Source organism: Hydrogenophaga sp. (assembly GCF_030656115.1).
Classification (GTDB): Bacteria; Pseudomonadota; Gammaproteobacteria; order Burkholderiales; family Burkholderiaceae_C; genus Hydrogenophaga.
This window is the reverse complement of sequence record NZ_JAUSOO010000026.1, coordinates 18,062-37,318: the sequence shown is the minus strand read 5'-3', so window position 1 is coordinate 37,318 and position 19,257 is coordinate 18,062. Positions and strand designations below refer to the sequence as shown.

General features: G+C 64.7%; 15 protein-coding genes and 1 pseudogene. 9 read left to right on the top strand and 7 right to left on the bottom strand.

Features of this window, described 5'->3' with window-relative positions:
• Positions 1 to 28: 28 nt before the first annotated feature.
• Together icmF and Q7J58_RS02680 are read right to left on the bottom strand one after the other, a co-directional pair.
• Positions 29 to 3,322, bottom strand: coding sequence for a fused isobutyryl-CoA mutase/GTPase IcmF (gene icmF / locus Q7J58_RS02685; protein ID WP_304823046.1), 3,294 nt, complete (start codon positions 3,320 to 3,322; stop codon positions 29 to 31).
• Between the two features lie 51 nt (positions 3,323 to 3,373).
• Positions 3,374 to 4,279: a PPK2 family polyphosphate kinase gene (locus Q7J58_RS02680; RefSeq protein WP_304823043.1), complete on the bottom strand. Its 906-nt coding sequence runs from the start codon at positions 4,277 to 4,279 to the stop codon at positions 3,374 to 3,376.
• Between the two features lie 298 nt (positions 4,280 to 4,577).
• On the opposite strand from Q7J58_RS02680, the gene Q7J58_RS02675 reads away from it, so the two are divergent.
• The 4 genes and pseudogenes from Q7J58_RS02675 to cqsA all read left to right on the top strand — a co-directional run bounded on the left by Q7J58_RS02675 (position 4,578) and on the right by cqsA (position 7,396).
• A complete protein-coding gene (locus Q7J58_RS02675; protein ID WP_304823040.1) occupies positions 4,578 to 4,823 on the top strand; it encodes a metal-sensing transcriptional repressor in 246 nt (81 codons plus the stop codon).
• Between the two features lie 20 nt (positions 4,824 to 4,843).
• Positions 4,844 to 5,356, top strand: a pseudogene (locus Q7J58_RS02670) (MBL fold metallo-hydrolase); the annotation flags it as partial.
• Between the two features lie 204 nt (positions 5,357 to 5,560).
• Positions 5,561 to 5,983: a rhodanese-like domain-containing protein gene (locus Q7J58_RS02665; RefSeq protein WP_304823080.1), complete on the top strand. Its 423-nt coding sequence runs from the start codon at positions 5,561 to 5,563 to the stop codon at positions 5,981 to 5,983.
• 168 nt (positions 5,984 to 6,151) lie between these two features.
• Positions 6,152 to 7,396 (top strand): alpha-hydroxyketone-type quorum-sensing autoinducer synthase, encoded by a 1,245-nt coding sequence (gene cqsA / locus Q7J58_RS02660; RefSeq protein WP_304823035.1) that lies wholly within the window; start codon positions 6,152 to 6,154, stop codon positions 7,394 to 7,396.
• A gap of 19 nt (positions 7,397 to 7,415) precedes the next feature.
• On the opposite strand, the gene Q7J58_RS02655 is transcribed toward cqsA, so the two are convergent.
• Positions 7,416 to 8,402, bottom strand: a complete 987-nt coding sequence (locus Q7J58_RS02655) for a response regulator (RefSeq protein WP_304823033.1) — start codon at positions 8,400 to 8,402, stop codon at positions 7,416 to 7,418.
• Between the two features lie 11 nt (positions 8,403 to 8,413).
• Positions 8,414 to 9,343: a HAMP domain-containing sensor histidine kinase gene (locus tag Q7J58_RS02650; protein ID WP_304823031.1), complete on the bottom strand. Its 930-nt coding sequence runs from the start codon at positions 9,341 to 9,343 to the stop codon at positions 8,414 to 8,416.
• Here Q7J58_RS02650 and Q7J58_RS02645 point away from each other — a divergent pair.
• From Q7J58_RS02645 to Q7J58_RS02635, 3 genes are all read left to right on the top strand, one after another.
• Positions 9,342 to 9,548 (top strand): hypothetical protein, encoded by a 207-nt coding sequence (locus tag Q7J58_RS02645; protein ID WP_304823029.1) that lies wholly within the window; start codon positions 9,342 to 9,344, stop codon positions 9,546 to 9,548. The genes Q7J58_RS02650 and Q7J58_RS02645 overlap by 2 nt on opposite strands.
• Before the next feature lie 274 nt (positions 9,549 to 9,822).
• The gene (locus Q7J58_RS02640) at positions 9,823 to 10,491 is read left to right on the top strand and encodes a helix-turn-helix transcriptional regulator (protein ID WP_304823026.1); all 669 of its coding nucleotides are present in this window, start codon (positions 9,823 to 9,825) and stop codon (positions 10,489 to 10,491) included.
• A gap of 77 nt (positions 10,492 to 10,568) precedes the next feature.
• The gene (locus tag Q7J58_RS02635; protein ID WP_304823023.1) at positions 10,569 to 11,339 is read left to right on the top strand and encodes a type III pantothenate kinase; all 771 of its coding nucleotides are present in this window, start codon (positions 10,569 to 10,571) and stop codon (positions 11,337 to 11,339) included.
• 116 nt (positions 11,340 to 11,455) lie between these two features.
• On the opposite strand, the gene Q7J58_RS02630 is transcribed toward Q7J58_RS02635, so the two are convergent.
• Genes Q7J58_RS02630 through Q7J58_RS02620 form a run of 3 tightly spaced genes read right to left on the bottom strand, consistent with a single transcriptional unit; the run spans position 11,456 to position 15,178 of the window.
• Positions 11,456 to 12,802 carry a sigma-54 dependent transcriptional regulator gene (locus tag Q7J58_RS02630; protein ID WP_304823020.1) on the bottom strand — a complete coding sequence of 449 codons (1,347 nt, stop codon included), beginning with the start codon at positions 12,800 to 12,802 and terminating at the stop codon, positions 11,456 to 11,458.
• Positions 12,799 to 14,319: a HAMP domain-containing sensor histidine kinase gene (locus tag Q7J58_RS02625; RefSeq protein WP_304823017.1), complete on the bottom strand. Its 1,521-nt coding sequence runs from the start codon at positions 14,317 to 14,319 to the stop codon at positions 12,799 to 12,801. The genes Q7J58_RS02630 and Q7J58_RS02625 overlap by 4 nt, the downstream gene beginning before the upstream one ends.
• A gap of 1 nt (position 14,320) precedes the next feature.
• Positions 14,321 to 15,178 (bottom strand): PhnD/SsuA/transferrin family substrate-binding protein, encoded by an 858-nt coding sequence (locus Q7J58_RS02620; RefSeq protein ID WP_304823014.1) that lies wholly within the window; start codon positions 15,176 to 15,178, stop codon positions 14,321 to 14,323.
• Between the two features lie 246 nt (positions 15,179 to 15,424).
• Here Q7J58_RS02620 and Q7J58_RS02615 point away from each other — a divergent pair, with 246 nt between their 5' ends.
• On the top strand, positions 15,425 to 16,600 hold the full coding sequence (locus Q7J58_RS02615) for a 4Fe-4S binding protein (protein WP_304823012.1): 1,176 nt from the start codon (positions 15,425 to 15,427) through the stop codon (positions 16,598 to 16,600).
• Positions 16,601 to 16,759: 159 nt separating this feature from the next.
• Positions 16,760 to 19,243, top strand: a complete 2,484-nt coding sequence (locus Q7J58_RS02610; protein ID WP_304823009.1) for a molybdopterin-dependent oxidoreductase — start codon at positions 16,760 to 16,762, stop codon at positions 19,241 to 19,243.
• Positions 19,244 to 19,257: the final 14 nt, after the last annotated feature.

Sequence of the window (19,257 nt, the reverse complement as noted above, 5' to 3'; positions counted from 1 at the left end):
GGTCGGCCCGGGCACGTGGTTCACGCGCTCACATATTCCGCCGATACTGCCCGCCCACCTCAAACAGCGCGTTGGTGATCTGGCCCAGCGAGCAGCAGCGCACCGCGTCCATCAGCACCTCGAACACGTTTTTGTTTTCAATCACCGCCTGTTGCAGGCGCTTGAGCTGCGCGGGGGCTTGCGCCGCGTGGCGGGTGTGGAAGTCGGCCAGGCGTTGCAGTTGGCTTTGCTTTTCTTCTTCGGTGGACCGGGCCAGTTCCAGCTTGTCCATCACCGCGTCGCCGTGCGGGTTGCGGAAGGTGTTCACGCCCACGATCGGGTATTCGCCGGTGTGCTTGAGCATTTCGTAGTGCATGGATTCGTCTTGAATCTTGCCGCGCTGGTAGCCGGTTTCCATGGCGCCCAGCACGCCGCCGCGTTCGGCGATTTTCTCGAACTCGGCCAGCACGGCTTCTTCCACCAGCTCGGTCAGGTCGTCGATGATGAAGGCGCCCTGGTTGGGGTTCTCGTTCTTCGCCAGGCCCCACTCGCGGTTGATGATGAGCTGGATCGCCATGGCGCGGCGCACCGACTCTTCGGTGGGCGTGGTGATGGCTTCGTCGAAGGCGTTGGTGTGCAGGCTGTTGCAGTTGTCGTAAATGGCAATCAGCGCCTGCAGCGTGGTGCGGATGTCGTTGAACTGGATCTCCTGCGCGTGCAGCGAGCGCCCGCTGGTCTGGACGTGGTATTTGAGCTTCTGGCTGCGCTCGTTGGCGCCGTAGCGGTCGCGCATGGCCACGGCCCAGATGCGCCGCGCCACGCGGCCGAGCACGGTGTATTCCGGGTCCATGCCGTTGCTGAAGAAGAACGACAGGTTGGGCGCAAAGTCGTCGATGTGCATGCCGCGCGCGAGATACGCTTCGACAAAGGTGAAGCCGTTGGACAGTGTGAATGCGAGCTGGCTGATGGGGTTGGCACCGGCTTCGGCGATGTGGTAACCGCTGATGGACACGCTGTAGAAGTTGCGCACGTCGTGGTGCACGAAATACTCGGCAATGTCGCCCATCACTTTGAGTGAAAACTCGGTGCTGAAGATGCAGGTGTTCTGGCCCTGGTCTTCCTTCAGGATGTCGGCCTGCACCGTGCCGCGCACGTTGGCCAGCACCCATTCGCGGATTTTTTGCGCTTCGGTGTCGGTCGGGTCGCGGCCGTTGTCGGCTTTGAACTTTTCCAGGTTCTGGTCGATGGCGGTGTTCATGAACATCGCCAGGATGCTGGGCGCCGGGCCGTTGATGGTCATCGACACCGAGGTGGCCGGGTGGCAGAGGTCAAAGCCGCCGTAGAGCACCTTCATGTCGTCCAGCGTGGCCACGCTCACGCCGCTGTTGCCCACCTTGCCGTAAATGTCGGGGCGCGGGTCGGGGTCGTTGCCGTAGAGCGTGACCGAGTCGAACGCGGTGCTCAGGCGCTTGGCGGGTGTGCCCGCGCTCAGCAGCTTGAAGCGGCGGTTGGTGCGGAACGGGTCGCCTTCGCCCGCGAACATGCGGGTGGGGTCTTCGCCCTCGCGCTTGAAGGCGAAGGTGCCGGCGGTGTACGGGAAGCTGCCGGGCACGTTGTCCAGCATCAGCCACTTCAAAATTTCGCCGTGGTCTTCATAGGTGGGCAGGGACACCTTGCGGATGGTGGTGCCGCTGAGGCTTTTGGTGGTGAGCGCTGTGCGGATTTCCTTGTCGCGGATTTTCACCACGTACTCGTCGCCCGCGTAGGCTTTTTGCATGTCGGGCCACTGCGTCAGCAGCTTGCGGGCGGCCGGGTCCTGGTTCAGTTCGCGTTGCTGCGCCAGGTCGATCACCGCTTCGGCCGCTTTGGCGCGGGTGGGTTTGTCGGTGCGCAGCATCTGCGCGCTGGCGTGGAGCTGCTGGATTTCGCGGGCCAGGCGGGCCTGCTCGCGGGCGCGCTTTTTGTAGCCGCGTACGGTGTCGCTGATCTCGGCCAGGTAGCGCGTGCGTGCGGCCGGTACGATGGGCGTTTGGTTGGTGCTGTGGCGCACCGCCACGGTGGGCAGGCGGCCTTCGGTCAGCGGCAGGCCCAGCGCGCCGAGGCGGGTTTTCAGGGCTTGGTAGAGCGCGGTCACGCCGTCGTCGTTGAAGCGGGCGGCCATGGTGCCGAACACCGGCATCTGCTCGGTGGGTGTGGTCCAGGCTTCCTTGTTGCGCTGCACCTGCTTGGCCACATCGCGCAGCGCGTCGCTGGCGCCTTTGCGGTCAAATTTGTTGATGGCCACAAACTCGGCGAAGTCGAGCATGTCGATTTTCTCTAACTGGCTGGCGGCGCCAAACTCGGGCGTCATCACGTACATGGGCACGTCCACATGCGGCACGATGGCCGCGTCGCCCTGGCCAATGCCCGAGGTTTCGACCACGATCACGTCAAAACCCGACACCTTGCAGGCGGCGATCACATCGGGCAGGGCGGCGCTGATCTCGCTGCCAAAGTCGCGTGTGGCCAGCGATCGCATGAACACGCGCTGGCCCTGTTTCCAAGGCGCGATGGCGTTCATGCGGATGCGGTCGCCCAGCAAAGCGCCACCGCTCTTGCGGCGGCTGGGGTCGATGGAAATGACGGCCACGCGCAGTGCGTCGTCCTGGTCCAGCCGCAGGCGGCGGATGAGTTCGTCGGTCAGGCTGGACTTGCCCGCACCGCCGGTGCCGGTGATGCCGAGCACCGGCACTTGTTTGCTGGCGGCTTCGGTGCGGATGTGCTGAACCAGGGCGGCGTCGGCTTTGTCGTTTTCCAGTGCCGTGATCAGCTGCGCCAGGGCGCGCCAATGCATTTCGGTCTGGCCTTCAATGGCGCGGCTGTCGGTGGGGGCCAAGGTGCTGATGTCCTGGTCGCAGCGCATCACCATTTCGCCGATCATGCCGGCCAGACCCATTTTCTGACCATCTTCGGGGCTGTAGATGCGGGCCACGCCGTAGGCCTGCAGCTCGCTGATTTCGCTGGGCACAATCACACCGCCACCACCGCCGAACACCTGGATGTGCGCGCCACCCCGGCTTTTGAGCAGGTCCACCATGTACTTGAAATACTCCACATGGCCGCCCTGGTACGAGCTGATGGCGATGCCCTGCGCGTCTTCCTGCAGCGCGGCGGTGACCACCTCGTCCACCGAGCGGTTGTGGCCCAGGTGGATCACCTCGGCGCCCATGCCTTGCAGAATGCGCCGCATGATGTTGATGGCCGCGTCGTGGCCGTCAAACAGACTGGCGGCGGTGACAAAGCGCACCTTGTTCGTGGGGCGGTAGTTGGCCAGGGCCTGGTATTCGGCGGACAGGTTGCTCATGGTGTCTCTCTCTTTTTGGGTGGAAATGTGGTGGGGCGGGGTGGGCGTGTGTCAGGTCACCCGCAGGCCGGCGAGGGTCAGGTCTTCGGGCGGGTAGCGCAGGTTCAGCGCTTTCAGGGTGTCGCGCACCAGGGTGGCGATCATCAGGTTGCGGTGGGTTTTGGAGTTCGCGGGCACCACCGTCCAGGGCGCCCAGGGCGTGCTGGTTTCGTTCAGCAGCACCTCGTAGGCACGCTGGTACTCGTCCCACTGTTCGCGCGCGTCCAGGTCGCCCCGGCTGAATTTCCAGTGCTTGTCGGGGTCGTCGATGCGGTCTTGCAGGCGCTGGCGTTGCTCGTCTTTGCTGATGTGCAGCATGCACTTGAGGATCACGGTGCCGGTCTCGGCCAGCATGCGCTCGAAGTCGTTGATGTGGGCCAGACGCTGGCGGGTTTGTTCGGGGGTGATCCAGCCATTGACCACAGGCACCAGCACGTCTTCGTAGTGGCTGCGGTTGAACACCATGATCTCGCCCGCGCCGGGCACTTTTTGGTGGATGCGCCACAGGTAGTCGTGGGCGCGTTCGGTTTCGGTGGGGGCTTTCCAGCCCACGGTGTGCACGCCCAGCGGGCTGGTGCGGGCGAACACGCCGCGCACCGTGCCGTCTTTGCCCGAGGTGTCGGTGCCTTGCAGCACCAGCAGCAGTTTGTGGCGTCCGTCGGCGTAAAACAGGTTTTGCAGCCGGTCCAGCTGGTCGGCAATGGCTTGCACGGCGCTTTGGTCGGTGGCCTTGTCGCCGCTGGAAAAGGGCTTGGCGTCGGGGTCAAACGACTTGAGTGGGGTGGCTTGGCTGTCGTTGCCGTTCCTTCCCACTGGGGGCGTCACTTGCCAATGGCTCCACAGGCTGCCTTTGGCCGCCTGGATGGCCGCCGCAGGAAAGGGCAGGGCGGGCAGGTGGGTTTCGCTGGTGTTGGGCATGCGGGGCTGTGCGGGTGTGGGGTGAAACGGGCGGATAAACCCAGTCGCTCGGGAATGATTTTCTGTTGACGTTTACGTAAACGTTAATGGTAACCCGGTTTGGCCAAAATGGGGGTGGCGGGATGGGGTCGTGACCTGGCGGGCGGGCCAGGGTGCGCGAACCGCACGGTGCCCACTGTGCACGATGCCGCTTGAAAAAACCACCGCATTAAAATACTTGACGGGGTATGTCTGGCGCGGACAACCTTGGCAGCCAAGCCCGACCAGAGCGTGCAACTCCCTGCAACCAGGAATCTTCATGACCACCGTACACGACCCCGAACGCAAACGTGCCCTGGTGCTGCGCCTCAAGCGGGTTGAGGGGCAGTTGCGTGGCATCCAGAAGCTGATCGAGACCGATGCCGACTGTGAAAAAGTGGCGCAGCAACTCGCTGCAGCGCGCAAGGCGCTGGACAAAACCTTTTTCACCATGGTGGGCTGCGTCATTGCGCAAGGCGACGTGCCGCCCGATGATGTGGCCGATATGCTCGCCCGCTTTTCCTGACCCTCTTTCACGGAACCGCCATGAAACCCATTCAGCTTTTCGACCCCGCCTCCAGCACCTACACCTACGTGTTGTTTGACCAGGCCACGCGCGACGCGCTCATCATCGATCCCGTGGACGAGCAGATTGAGCGCGACCTGGCCACGCTGCGCGAATACGGGCTCCAACTGGTCTGGGCGGTAGAAACCCATGCCCACGCCGACCACATCACCAGCGCGGGCAAGCTCGCCGAGCTGGCGGGAGCCAAGACAGCGGCACCCGTGGGGTGCGGCATTGGCACTGCGGGTGTGCAGCTGCAGCACGGCGACATCTTGCGTTTTGGTGGCCAAACGCTGCGCGCCCTGCACACGCCCGGCCACACCGCTGGCAGCATGAGTTTTGTGTGGCAAACGCCCGAGGGTGGGCATGTGTTCACCGGCGACACGCTGCTCATCAACGGCTGCGGACGCACCGATTTCCAGTCGGGCAGCGCCCACGACCTGTACCGCAGCCTCACGGAGGTGTTGTTTGCCCTGCCTGACGCCACCACCGTGTGGCCGGGTCACGATTACCAGGGGCGTACCCATTCCAGCATCGGCCAGGAAAAAGCCGGCAATGCGCGCGTAGCGGGCAAGACCGAAGCCGAGTTTGTGGCCATCATGGACGCACTGGGCTTGCCCAAGCCGCGCAGAATCGATGAAGCGGTGCCCGCCAACCTCACGTCGGGCATCCGGCACGATGCCGATGGCGCCTTGCTGATGCAGCCCCGCCCGGCGGCAGGCGTCCACGCCGGGTCTTATGCGGGCGATGTGTCGCCCCAGCTGGCCTGGCAGTGGGTGCAGTCGGGCGAGGCGGTGCTGGTGGACGTGCGCACCGACGCCGAGCGCGAATGGGTCGGTTTTGTGCCGGGTGCTGTGCCGGCCGCCTGGAAGCAGTGGCCAGGCATGGCCTTGAATCCGCAGTTTGACGACGCGGTGCGCCAAGCTGCAGCGGACGGCCAAAAACTGGTGTTGCTGTGCCGCAGCGGTGTGCGGTCCATTGCCGCTGCCAAACGCGCGACCGAACTGGGCCTGCTGGCCTACAACATTCTGGAAGGTTTTGAGGGCGATCCCGACGCCGGTGCCCAGCGTGGGCACCAAGGCGGCTGGCGCCACCATGGCTTACCGTGGCGCCAAAACTGAGCCTGTTTGGTCGGTTTGGGCGGCTGTTTAGTGGGTCTGCTTGAGGTGCTTGCTGCCTCAAAATTGAAATAAATGCTGAACACCCCCTGTCAATGTTGACAGGGGTTGAGCGGGGGTTGTTGGATTTCTTTTTTCAATGGGGTCTTCTTTTTTCTGAAGGAGAACTCCATGGACCAACTTGAACTGACCCGCGAAAACACCCGCATCAACCCCGCCCTGTCGGCACATCTGTGCGACCGCATCGAGAAAGACTTCATCAGCCGATGGAACGACCTGTGGGGCGGTCGCTCGCTGGTGCATGGCCGAGACCCGGGCGCCAATGCGGTGCGGCTCAACGGCAACGATTACCTGAGCATCACCGGGCATCCGGCCATTGTTCAGGCGCAGACCGCTGCGATCCGACAGGATGCCGAGTTCGTCATCCAGTCGGGCTCGTTTTTGCTGGAAACGCACCCGGTGCGGGCCTTTGAGAAAAAGATGGCCCACTGGATCGGCAAAGACGACGGGGTGTTGTGCCAGTCCGGCTACGCCGCCAACATGGGTTTGCTGCAGTGCATTGCCGATCCGCAAACACCGGTTTACATCGACATGCTGGCCCACACCTCGTTGTGGGAGGGTGCGCGGCGCGCGGGCGCACCGGCCCATCCGTTTCGCCACAACGACGTGGAGCATCTGCGCCGGATGATTGAAAAACACGGCCCTGGGCTGGTGGTGGTGGACTCGGTGTACAGCACCACGGGCGCGCTGGCGCCTCTCATTGAGGTGGTGGACGTGGCTGAAGCCGGGGGCTGCATGATTCTGGTGGATGAATCCCATTCGCTGGGCACGCACGGCCCTGGAGGCGCCGGTTTGTGCATGGCGCTGGGTTTGAGCCACCGTGTCCACTTCATCACCGCCAGCCTGGCCAAGGCTTTCGCCGGACGTGCGGGCTACTTCAATATTCCCACGGGTTTGCGCAATTACATCTTGAGCACCAGTTACCACAACATGTTCAGTTCGTGTCTGCTGCCACACGAGGTGGCGGGCCTGGACGCGACGCTGGATGTCATTCAGGGGTGTGACGCCGAGCGCACCCGGTTGCAGTTGCTGACCCGGCGCATGCGGGATGCCTTGAGCGATCTGGGCTTTCCCATTCAACAGGGCACCGAACAGATCATTGCCTTGGAGGCGGGCACCGAGCCCGACACCCTGGTGCTGCGGGATCGGCTGGAGGAGCGCGATGTGTTCGGGGCGGTGTTTTGCGCACCTGCGACAACCCGCAACCGAACCATGGTGCGGATGACCCTGCACGCGGCCTTGACCGATGCCGAGTTGGACCATGTGGCTGCGGTGGCGCGCGAGATTGCCCCGCTGGTCAAACCCTGGGACTGGCCCATTGCACGGCGCGCCCGTGCGGCAGGGCTCAAAGGCTGAACGAAAGACCGCCAGCCTCTCATGCGTCCTGGATGGTGCGGGCGCCTTGGGCCGCCAGGAAGTCGTTGTAGGCGCTGATGGGCTGCGGCAGGTCGGCTGCTGCCAGCACAAAGCGGGCGGCGAGCAAGGTGCCGTCGTCCCCGATGGGTACGGCAGGGGCCACCCGCACCGGCCCTGGCAGGTGCAATTGCTGGTGCAGTTCTATGGCGGCCAGTTGCCGGCCATTTTCAATGGACCTCACCACATCAAAGCCCAGTCCGGCAGATCCGGCCAGTTCGGCCAAGTCGCGCAGGCCGGCGGTGGGTTCCAGTTGCAACCAGTGGCATTCGCCAGCGGCTGTGAGCCCCAGCACCCCAAACGGTTCACCCAGCACAACGTATTCAACCCAGTGCTGTTCGGTATGGGCCTGCAAGGCCTGCGATACCGAAGGCACTTGCAGCAGGAACTGCTGGCCCGGCCGCAGGGCGGTGCGCCACAAGGTGTTGAGTCTGGGGTGGGCGGCGCGCGACATTTTGTGCAGCGTGCTCAGCAGATGCTCGGTGATGTTGGGCGCCTGCTTGGGCACGAACTGGTCAATCAACCCGTTGTTGAAGGCCTTGACAGCCACTTGCTCGTCGGCCTGGCCCGTCAGCAAGACCCGCGACCCGGGCCAGTCCTGCAGGGCGTCCAGCACCAGCAGGCCGTTGGTGCCGGGCATGGCGTAGTCCACCACACAGGTTTTGACCAACGGGTAGCGCGAAGGGGTGCTGGCCCAGTAGCCCAGCACCTGCGGCAACAGTGGCTGGCCCTGGTGCCCGCGATCGATCATGTCCATCTGAATGGCGGCATCGGCTTCCCAGCGTTCGTTTTCATGCTGCATGCGTTTGGCAAAGCCCGACGGGCGGGAGTACAGCTCGACCTGCCAGTTCGCTGGCACCACCATACCCAGCATGTCCAGGTAATCCGGGTCATCATCCAGAAACACAATGCCGCCGGGTCGTTGAAAAAGAGAAAGCGTGAGTGCCATGGGAGGTCGCGTCAGGTGTGTGGGTAATCTGGCGGGGTGTTCAGGTTCAGAGGGAGGTCGATCATGAACACCGCGCCGACGTTGGGTTCGGCATGCACGCTGATCGTGCCTTGGGCGGCTTCGACCACGTTTTTGCAGAACGTGAGACCCAGGCCGCTGCCGGCGCCGCTTTGGGAGGAGAAAAAGGGCTCAAAGATCCGATCTTGCTGGCCGTGCGCAATGCCAATGCCGTTGTCGGATACCGCAATGCGGCCTTTGCCGCGGTGCACACCCACCTCCAGCCGGAGATCGCCGGCCACGGGTGCTCTGCTGGCCGAGGCCAGCGCGTGCAGGGCATTTTTCACCAGGTTGGTCAGCACTTGGGCAAACAGCTGGCGCGGCGCCACAAAGCAGAAGTCCTGCCGGATATGAACCTGCACGCAGTCCCGCTCGCGTTGGGACCGGAAAGGGTAGTCGCTCACCACGTCTTGCACCAGTTCGGCGGCCATGATCGGCGACTTCTCGTGCGGCAATCGCAGCAGCTGGGCGTTGGAAATCTGGGTATCGATCTGGCGGTTCATGCTGCGCACCAGGTTTTGCAGCCGGGTGGACAGTTCTTCGACTTGTTTGCGTTTGTCCTCTGGCACACCGTGCTGCACCAGCGAACGCAGCACATCGCCCATGATGTTGATGGTGGCCAGGGGCGTGCGCAGTTCGTGCGCCATCACACCCATGGCGCTCAAGGTGTTGATCTGGCGGACCCGGCGCAGGTTGGCGCTGGACGCGCCCAGCAAAAATGCGACGATCCAGGCAAAACCGATGACGAGCACATTTTCGTCCGGCACGCTGGACGGCGGGACCTGGATCTGGTTGTGTGTGGCCATCCAGCCAATCAGCGCGCCGATGGCACTGCCCAGGGTGGCAATTCGCCAGTCTGTGAGGTGGTAATAGATGAGAAGCATGGCTGAGACGCTGGCCAGCCAAACGGCATTGCCGCCGTTCATCCCGTACATCCAGAAAAAGAAAGCCGGCAACGACATCCAGCACACGGCGGAGAACACCAGCGCGCTGTGGCGTGTGCTGGTGTCTTTGGTCACAGACGGCAGGAACAACAGCAGCCCCAAGGCAGCAACCAATGCCCGTGCCCAGAGGCTCTCGAAGGGCTGAGGCCAAACGCTTCGCCAAATTCCGTAGAAGCTCAGGTGCCCCAATATAGTGCTGAAACCCGCCCACCACAGACGGGCCCGTGACGGATGCAAAATAGGATCCAGCGGAGCGTGAACAACTTCGTCCAGCAACCACCGCCAAAGACGCGCTTTGACGCTGTAGAACCTCAATCGGTCCAAACGCACCATGTATTCCTTCCATCATTCAACGACAGCCCTTTGTGCTGAGCACACCGAGCAAAGAGTCATTGTCTGTGCAACAGCGCTCAACACCCATGACCTTGCCTGTCAACTTTGACAGCGTGGACGTCGATGCTGTCCTGGCCGAATGGGTGTCTGCCCTGAGCGACCAGGGCGTGGAGTCGGTGCTGGTGCTGGGACCCAACCCGTTGGGTGGTGCCGATGACCGTGAGGTGCTCGCTGTGCACCCGCCCCGTTTGCTGGGGCCCGCACGGGCCCTGGCCGAAAGCCACGATTTCGGCGCCAGCTGGCGCGAGAGCGATGCCCCGCTGGTGGCGTGGCAAGATATCGCCAAGTCGGCCCTGGAGCCGTCGGGCCGGTGGCGCCGGCTGTGGCTGGCCCATGGTTACCAGACCTTGGTTCGGGTGGCCTTCACGTTACCAGCGGGACGTGCGTTTGAATGTTTTCTGTTCAGCCCGCGCAGGTTTTCAGGCCGCGCAGAAGCCGCTACGCTGGCGTGGTCGGCGTTCAACATTTGGCCGCTGTTGCGCCGGGCCATTGCCGAGGAGCGTGTGAGCCTGAGTCCGCGCGAGCAGGAAAGTCTGCATCTGACCTTTGAAGGTCTGACGGCGCGTGAGACGGCTCTGCGCATGCATTGTTCAGAGCGCACGGTGAACTACCACCTGGCCAATGCCATGACCAAACTCCAGACCGACAACAAGCTCGCCGCCGTTCAGCGGGCTTGCTGGATCGGTCTGATATGACCCGGTGAGGGCGGCGCACGCGGCGCCGATGTTGCACTGCCGCAAGACCTCCCGCCACGTATGGTGATAATGCGCGCATGACTTTTCTGGCCCTTGACGTTGGGAACACCCGCCTGAAGTGGGCTCTGTACGACGCACCGTGTGCAGGCGCACGGCTGCTGGCACACGGGGCGCAGTTTCTCGAAAACATTGAAAAACTGGCCGAAGGCGATTGGTGCGATTTGCCCGCACCGCGCTGGGTGCTGGGGTGCGTGGTGGCCGGTGACGCCGTCAAACGCCGGGTGCAGGAGCAGCTGGATTTGTGGGACGTTGTGCCGCAGTGGGTGGTCTCCAGCAGTGCCGAGGCGGGGCTGGTCAATGGTTACGACCACCCGGCGCGGCTGGGCTCTGACCGCTGGGTGGCCATGATCGGTGCGCGCCAGCGGGTGTTGGCCCAAGGGCCTTCACGGCCCTGCGTGGTGGTGATGGTGGGCACGGCGGTCACGGTGGAAGCCATCGACGCCGAAGGCCGCTTTCTGGGCGGCATCATCTTGCCCGGTCACGGCATCATGCTGCGGGCGCTGGAGTCGGGTACGGCCGGGCTGCACGTGCCCACCGGCGAGGTGCGCGACTTTCCCACCAACACCAGCGACGCGCTCACCAGCGGCGGCACCTTTGCCATTGCCGGCGCGGTGCAGCGCATGGTGGAAAACCTGCGGCAACATTGCGGCGCCAACCCGGTGGTGTACATGACCGGCGGCGCTGGCTGGAAGATGGCACCCAGCATGTCCACCCAGGTGGAACTGGTGGACAGCCTGATTTTTGATGGCTTGCTGGAAATTGCGGACCGTCGGCTGCTGGCCGTCTGAGCGTCTGGTGTTTTTCAAGCTTGACTGCGAGGTGTATTGACACCGCTCGCTCAGGCGGATTTTGAGAACTCGGCGGGTGTTCGCCTTTGCGCTTTGGGTCGTCACGCATCCAAACATCACTGGATGGCGAGCCTTTTCATGCGTTCCCAAAGGTTTTTACGGCTGATGCCCAGGGCATCGGCGGTCACGCCGATTTGCCAGTCGTGGCGCGCCAGCGACTGCTGTATATAGCGTTTTTCCTGCTCTCGCAAATAGCTCTCTAGCGAGGGTGGCTGGGTGTCGTTTGGCTCGGACAGGGTTGGGCGTATCGCCGCAGCTTCTGCATCCAGGGGTGGCCGTAGCAGGCGGGAGTCGATCGTGGTGGTTTCAGAAAATAGGCACGCCCGCTCCATGCTGTTGTGCAGTTCCCGCACGTTGCCGGGCCAACTGTGTGTCATCAGCATCTGCTCGGCGTCCACGCCCAAACTGCGCAAGGCCGTCGGGTGCTGGCGGTTCCAGTTGTCCACGAAGCGCTGTGCCAGCCAGTACACGTCCTCGGGTCGCTCGTGCAGGGGCGGCACCCGCAGATGCACCACGTTGATGCGGTAGTACAGATCTTCACGAAAACGCCCGGCACGGACTTCTTCATTCAGGTTTCGGTTGGTCGCGAAGATCAGTCGAACCTGCACCTGCAGCGGCTTTTCACTGCCCAGGCGCGTGACGGTACGGTCTTGCAGCACGCGCAGCAGGCGGCCCTGCAGGCCCAGCGGCATGTCGCCGATTTCATCCAGGAACAGGGTGCCGCCATTGGCCTGTTCAAACATGCCGCGGTGCATGCGCACGGCACCGGTGAAGGCGCCCTTTTCATAGCCGAAGAGCTCCGCCTCGATCAGCGATTCGGGCAGTGAGGTGGCGTTGACCGCCACAAAGGGGGCGCTCCCAGGCATCGTCTCCTGGTGAAGGCAGCGGGCCAGCACTTCCTTGCCAGCACCCGATTCGCCCGTGATCAGGACCGTGGTCCAGTGTGTGCCCAGCCGGCCCACCATAGCGTGCAGCTTGCGGATTTCGCTGGAGATGCCCAGCGGGCAGGCGGGTGTGCGCGCGGTGGGCGGTGTTGTCTGGGCTGTGGGCTGCAGGTTGCGCAGCCGCAGCATCAACCGGTCCATGTCCAGTGGCTTGGTGAAGAAGTCCACGGCGCCGCGCGCCAGCAGCTCGTCGCGCTGGGCCACCGTGCCATAACCGGTGATGAAGATCCAGGGCCGTTCCTGCCAGGCCAGCGGCAGGCGGCGCATCATCTCCGGCCCGTCAAGGTCGGGCAGGCGCACGTCGCTGATGACGGCTTGCGCCGATTCCAGCCCGGTGGCCACAGCACCCAGCAACTCAGCGGCACTGCGCCACCACCGGCTTTCGAAGCCTTCGATCTGCAGGCGTTCGGTGAGGGCTTCGCCCATGAGTGGGTCATCTTCAATCAGGTCAATTTTCATGCGAGGCGGGTAGGGGTGTCGTCTTGTACCGATGAGAGGCGGCTGAGCTGCTGTAGCGGGAAGCTGGCCACCAGCACGGTGGGCAGTTCCGGTGGGAGCGGCGCCCGCAGGTTCAGCCGACCGCCCAGGGTGTGCAGGATGCGGGCGGTGATCCACAGGCCCAGGCCCAGGCGTCCGTCGGCTGAGCGTTCGGTGCCGTGGGTCAGTGCATCAAGCCGCACCTGGTCGAGCGCCGGACCGGTGTTGGCCACACAAACCTGCCAGTGGGTGTCGCTGGATTCGCTCCAGGCTTGGACCTGACCGCGTTTGCCGGCTGCGGCCAGCGCGTTGAGCGTGAGGTTCAGCACCACCTGGCGCACCGCGACGGCGGGCAGATCGTGCCCGGTCGGTGGCGCCACCTGCCAGCGCAGCGCGCATTGCAGGTGCTCCGCCTCGGGGCGCAACAGCAGCTCCAGGTCGTGCAGGTCGTCCACCTGCAGGCTGCGCTGCTCGCGCCGGGCTTCGTTGAGCAGGGCCTGCAGGGTTTCGTGGATCTGGTGCAGCCCGCGCTCCAGCAGGCCCAGCGTGCGTTCGGTGGCCTCGTCCACGCCACCGCGCAGGCGCCGGTTCTGGATCACGCCGAGCATGCCGCCCAGCGGGTTGTTCACCTCGTGCGCGATGCTGGCGCTGATCTGGCCGATGCTGGCCAGGCGCTCGGCCTCCTGGATGTGGCGCTCCAGCTCCTGGTTGGCGGCAATCTGGCGCAGCATGGCGGTGAAAGTGCGGGCCAGTTCACCCACCTCGTCCTGGCGCGTGCCCATGGAGGTGAGTTCGGGCGATTGCAGCTGTTCGCGCACCGTGGCGCGCCGTGGGGTGTTCTGCATCACTTCTTGAAGACGGCCCAGCGGTGCGGTCAGGCGCAGGCCGAGCGAGGCACCGCCCAGCGCCACCAGGGCCACAGCGATCAGGCCCAGCACCGTCAGTTGCCGGACCACGGCCGCTCGCTGCGCGCGGGAAATGGCCGCCGGGTGGGTGGCCAGCACCACGCCGAGCAGCTCGTCTTCGTCGCCCACGATGGGGGCGGCCAGCACGAGGGAGCGGTCGCCGGCCTCGGCCACCCGGGCGGTGCCCGGAGGGTGGCTGCCCAGCACCTTGCGTGTGGCCTCGATCATGCTGGCTGGCAGCGTGCTCAGGTGGGCCCCGATCGGGTACTGACGCGGTGCTGGCGACACGAACACCTGCTCCCGGGCGTCCATGACGACGATCTCCACCGCGCCGTCCTGGCGTTCCTGGGGTGTGGATTCGGTGGCGGCGCGCACCAACTGGTATGACTGCCAGATGTCGTTGCGCAAGACCGGTTGCACCAGAGCGCGGGCCAGGGTGCTGGCCAGGCGTCGCGTTTCGGCTTCGGCGTTGGCCTCGACGTGGCGGTCGATCAGGAAGAATGTGGTCAGCGCCACCGCAATGCCCGCGAGCAAGGCCACGCCGGTGAGTGCCAGGGGCACGAGGGTGCGGTACGGAAGACGCAGGGCGGGCATGTCAGACCCGTTGCTCGCGGGACATGGTCGCGATGCTGTCAAACAGGCTGGGCGTGCCATCGGTGAAACCGTCCAGCCGCAAATCTTTCAGGATCAGCCGCCCGGCTGGGTGCACCGCCATCTGCTTGAGCGCATGGGCCCACTGCGTCACCTGGGCGGCGGAGCGGGCGCGAGGCGCGACGATGGGGGGAAAGCCGAAGTCCGGGGAGCGCAGCAGCACGCGGGTGCGAGCCGTCACGGCGGGCAAGAGCTCGGCCAGGGTTTCCCAGACGTAACCGTCGACCGCACCGGCCTCGGCCAGGCCCTGCGACACCGCGTCCACCACATGCCGGTGCGAATAGGTGAAAAACGAGCGCTTGAAGTAGTTGGAAGGGTCGTGGCGGGCGCTTCGCAACAGGTGCTGGACGTACAGGAAGCCCGAGTTGGACAGGGGGTCCGAATACGCGAAGGTGCGCGCCCGCAGGTCGTCCACGGTGCGCACGGAAGACGCTTTGTCCGCGATCAGGTAGCTCTGGTAGAGCGGCGCCTGGCGCCACAGGGGCACGCTGACCAGTTGCAGTTCCTGGCGGTACAGCACGTAGGGGTAGCCGCAGACCCAGGCCAGGTCCAGTTCGCCGGCGCGCAAGGCGTCCATCACCTGGGTGTAGGAGCCGTACTGCATGAACCGGACCGAACTGCCCAGCTCCCCTTCGAGGTACAGCGCCCACTGGCGCAGCAGGCGCACGCGGTCATCGAGAAAAACCGGCGTCAGACCGAAGCGGATGGCGCGGGTCTGCCCTATTCCGAGCGACGGACACAGGGCCAGCGCCGCCCCCGCAGCGACCACAGCCAGACCCTTCCGACGGCGTATGCCTGACATATGTAGGGCGGTGATCGGTGTTGCCATGGTTACCCAACGGTAACGTTTTATTTTCGTTTTCCCCCTAGGGTGTTACCCAGGGGTAACGTTGGGTGGGTATCTCATTACCGCAGTGAATGATCTAAGTATTTGATTTGTATGGGGTTTATTTTGAAATTTTGGCTGGCATAACCCTTGCAAAGGTAGGTTCATTCCCACGAAGTCCCTGGTGGACTCCATAAAAAGATGTTTGGAGACAAGACCCCCATGCGCAGCCCGCTGCGCGCCGACCGCACCCTACTGCACGAGGAAGGCGCCTGCCTGCCCTTGCGCAGCCGCCATGGTCAGTGCCGAGCCTGCGCCAACGCCTGTCCGGTGCAGGCGCTGGACGTTTCTCTGGCCAGGGTGAGCCTGGGCGATGCCTGCACTGGCTGCGGCCAGTGCACCGCCGCTTGCCCGACCGAAGCGCTGAGCCTGCCCGAGATGGCCGATGTGGTCGCCCCCGTCACGGCAGACCCGGGGCCGACGCAGCAGCCGATCCGTCTGGAGTGCCGCAAGGTGCCCAAGGCCTTGCGCGCGCCCGGTAGCCAGGAATGGCCCTGTCTGGGCGCCGTGCGGGCCAGCCATCTGGTGGCGCTGAGCGCCGGTGGCCGCACGGTGCAACTGATGGACCGCGGGTGGTGCACGGCTTGCGACATGGGCTGCCGCGGCGAGCCGCAGCGCCACCCGGCACACAGCGCGCTGGAGGTGGCGGCGCTCTGGCTGGATGCGGTGGGCAGCGGGAGTACAGCTCCGACCCTGGTGCGCGCAGAGCTGTCGCTTGAGCAGTGCCCGACCGTCTTGCCCGCGCCCACCCAACCCGTGGAAAAACTGGACCGGCGCCGCTTCTTCCGCCAGGCGTTGGAGCGACCGGCCGGACGCACACCTGCCACACCCATGCCCATGGGCGGCGACGGCAAGGCCGCGTACCCGGCCGACCGCCGCGCGCCGTCGCCCGACCGCGAACGCCTGCTGACGGCCCTGGGCGTTCTGGTCGAGCGCGCCGGGCAGGCACTGCCCACCGAGCTTTTCCCGCAGATGCACGTCAACCCCAGCTGCTGCGACCAGCGCCTGTGCGTGGCCCTGTGCCCCACGGCGGCGCTGACCGTGCGCGATGAAGGGCAGGGGGCGCTGCTCCAGTTTTCCAGCGAACGCTGCATCGACTGCGGCACCTGCGTGCGGACCTGCCCGACCGGCGCCATCCAGATGCAGGCCATCGGTGGCCAGCCCGGGGTGCAGACCGTGTTTGCGCACACGCGCCGCGCCTGTGTGTCGTGCGGCGATGCCTACACACCGGATGCGGCCCAGTTGGAGAGCGAGGCACCCAGCCTCTGCCCCAGCTGTGCCAAGTCCCAGCGCTTCATGGACGACGCGCGCAAGCAACTGTTTGGCGGCATGCAATGAAGCACCCCCGCAGCGCTTCGCGCCACCCCCTGCAGGGGTGGCACTGGCCGTCCGGCAAAGCCGGCCCGGCGGTGCCCTGGCCTGCACCGCGTCGTGCCACTGGCTGGGTGGAAATCTGAGATGGACAACGGTATTGATTCAACCAAGAGGAGACCTGTGATGGGCATCATCGAACGCATCTTCCAGCCGGCGGTTTCGCGCCGGCGCTTCCTGCAGGCCACGGCCGCCACCGGCGCGGCGGCCACCGTGGTGGGCGGCACCACGCTCCGGGAAACCCAGGCTCAGGCGCCCGCTGTCGCTGCGGCCGAGACCAAAATCACCAAAAACATTTGCCACCAGTGCCCGGCGCGCTGCGGCATTGATGTCTACACCACCAATGGCAAGGTGCACGCCATCTACGGCAACACCGACCACCCGATCGCCAACGGCAAGCTCTGCCCCAAGGGGCCGCTGGGCGCCTACATCCTCTACGACCCGGACCGCTTCAAGAGCCCGATGAAGCGCACCAATCCCAAGAAAGGGCGCAACGAAGATCCGAAGTTCGTGCCGATTTCGTGGGACGAAGCGCTGCAGACCGTGGCCGACCGCCTGAACGGGCTGCGCGACAAAGGTGAGAGCCACCGCTTTGCGCTGGCCTATGGGCGCGGCTGGGGCGCATCGTGTGCCGGCCTGCAAGGCACGTTTGGCAAGCTCTACGGATCGCCCAACGTGGCGATCGGGCACTCGTCGATGTGTTCGGACGGCGGCATCAAGTCCAAGCAGGCCACCGACGGCAACGGTTCTTACAACGCCTACGACTACCGCAACACCAACTACATCCTGATGTTCGGCTGCGGCTTCCTCGAAGCCTTCCGCCCTTACAACTACCTGATGCAGATGTGGGGCTACATGCGCTCCAAGTCGCCCAAGACGCGGGTGACGGCGGTGGATGTGCACATGAACACCACGCTGGCCGCCAGTGACCGTGCGCTGCTCATCAAGCCCGGCACCGACGGCGCCCTGGCGCTGTCCATCGCCCACGTGATCCTGACCAAGGGCCTGTGGGAAAAGAGTTTTGTGGGGGATTTCAACGACGGCGTGAACCGCTTCAAGGCGGGGCAGACGGTCGACCCCTCGACGTTCAGCGAAAAGTGGGTGCACGGGCTGATCGACTGGTGGAACATCGAGCTCAAGGACCGCACGCCCGAGTGGGCCGAAGGCATCACCACCATCCTGGCGCGCGACATCGTGGCCACCGCCACCGAGTTCGGCAGCACCCGCCCGGCCATGGCCATCTTCGAGCGCGGCGTGCACGCGCACAGCAACGGCATTTTGAACGGCATGGCCGTGCACTCGCTCAATGCGTTGGTCGGTTCCATGTTTGCCAAGGGTGGGCTGAAGTACCAGATGGGTCCGTCGTACGGCGCCATGCCGGTGGACGAGGCCAACTTCATGGACGACTACGCCAAGAATGGCCCCTGGAAGAGCCAGCCCCGCATCGACCTCAAGGGTCATGAAGACGGTTACCTGCTGGCCAACAACATGCTGCAGGAGGTGGGGCCGAACTCGCTGGCGGGCAAGCCCTACAAGCTCGACACCATCATGTTCTACCTCACCAACCCGGTCTGGACGGCACCGAACGGGCAGGTCTGGGAGGAGGCGCTCAAGGAGCTGTTCGTCATCGACACCTCGCCATTCCCGGGCGAGACGGCCATGATGGCCGACATCATCCTGCCCGACCACACCTACCTGGAGCGGCTGCAGGACGCGCCCACCTACCCGTTCGAGGGCTGGCCCATGGCGCAGCTGCGCGTGCCAGCGATCAAGCCGCTGTACGACACCAAGTACTACGGCGACACGCTGATCGAGATCGGCAAGCGCATGAAGGGCCCGATGGGGGACTACTACAAGGCGCTGAAGGACAGCGAGAACGTCATCCGCCACCTGGCCAAGGGCTTCGAGGCCGACCCCGGCGACAACGGCGTCAAGGACTTCGAGAGCTGGAAGGAAAAAGGCGTCTGGTACAAGAAGCGCTACCTCTGGGAGCAGCGCGACGGCGGGTTCTACGAGTGGGATGGCAAAGCCTACGCCAGGCCCATGAGCCCGGAAGCCGTCAAGGCGCAGCTGTTCAAGACACCCTCTGGCAAATTTGAGGTGCGCTCGGGCTGGCTGGAAGCCAATGGCGACTGGATCGCGGCCAAGACCGGGCGCGACAAGGCCAAGCTGATGTTCCCCCATTGGGAGGAGCCGCTGAATCCGGGCGGTGGCGACATGTTCATGGTCACGCCCAAGGTGGCGCTGCACGCCGAGGGCCGCGGCGGCAACATCCCGCAGGCCATCAGCCTGCTGCAGCCGGTGATGGGCGGGCGCGACCAGACCTACATCGAGATCCACCCGGAAACAGCCGCCAAGCGCGGCATTGCCGACGGCGACCGCGTGCGCATCAAGACCAACGTGGGCGCGATTGAGGGCGTCTGCCGCCTGTTTGAGGGCGTGCGCCCCGACACCCTGGTCTATCCGATGGAACACGGCCACTGGGCCATGGGGCGCTGGGCCAAGGACCGCGGACCGGGTCACTGCGGCGAAGTCACCGTGAACCAGAGCGACCGCATCACGGGGCAGTGCAACTACTACTCCACCAAAGTCACGATCGAAAAGGCCTGATGGCCGTTCCAACC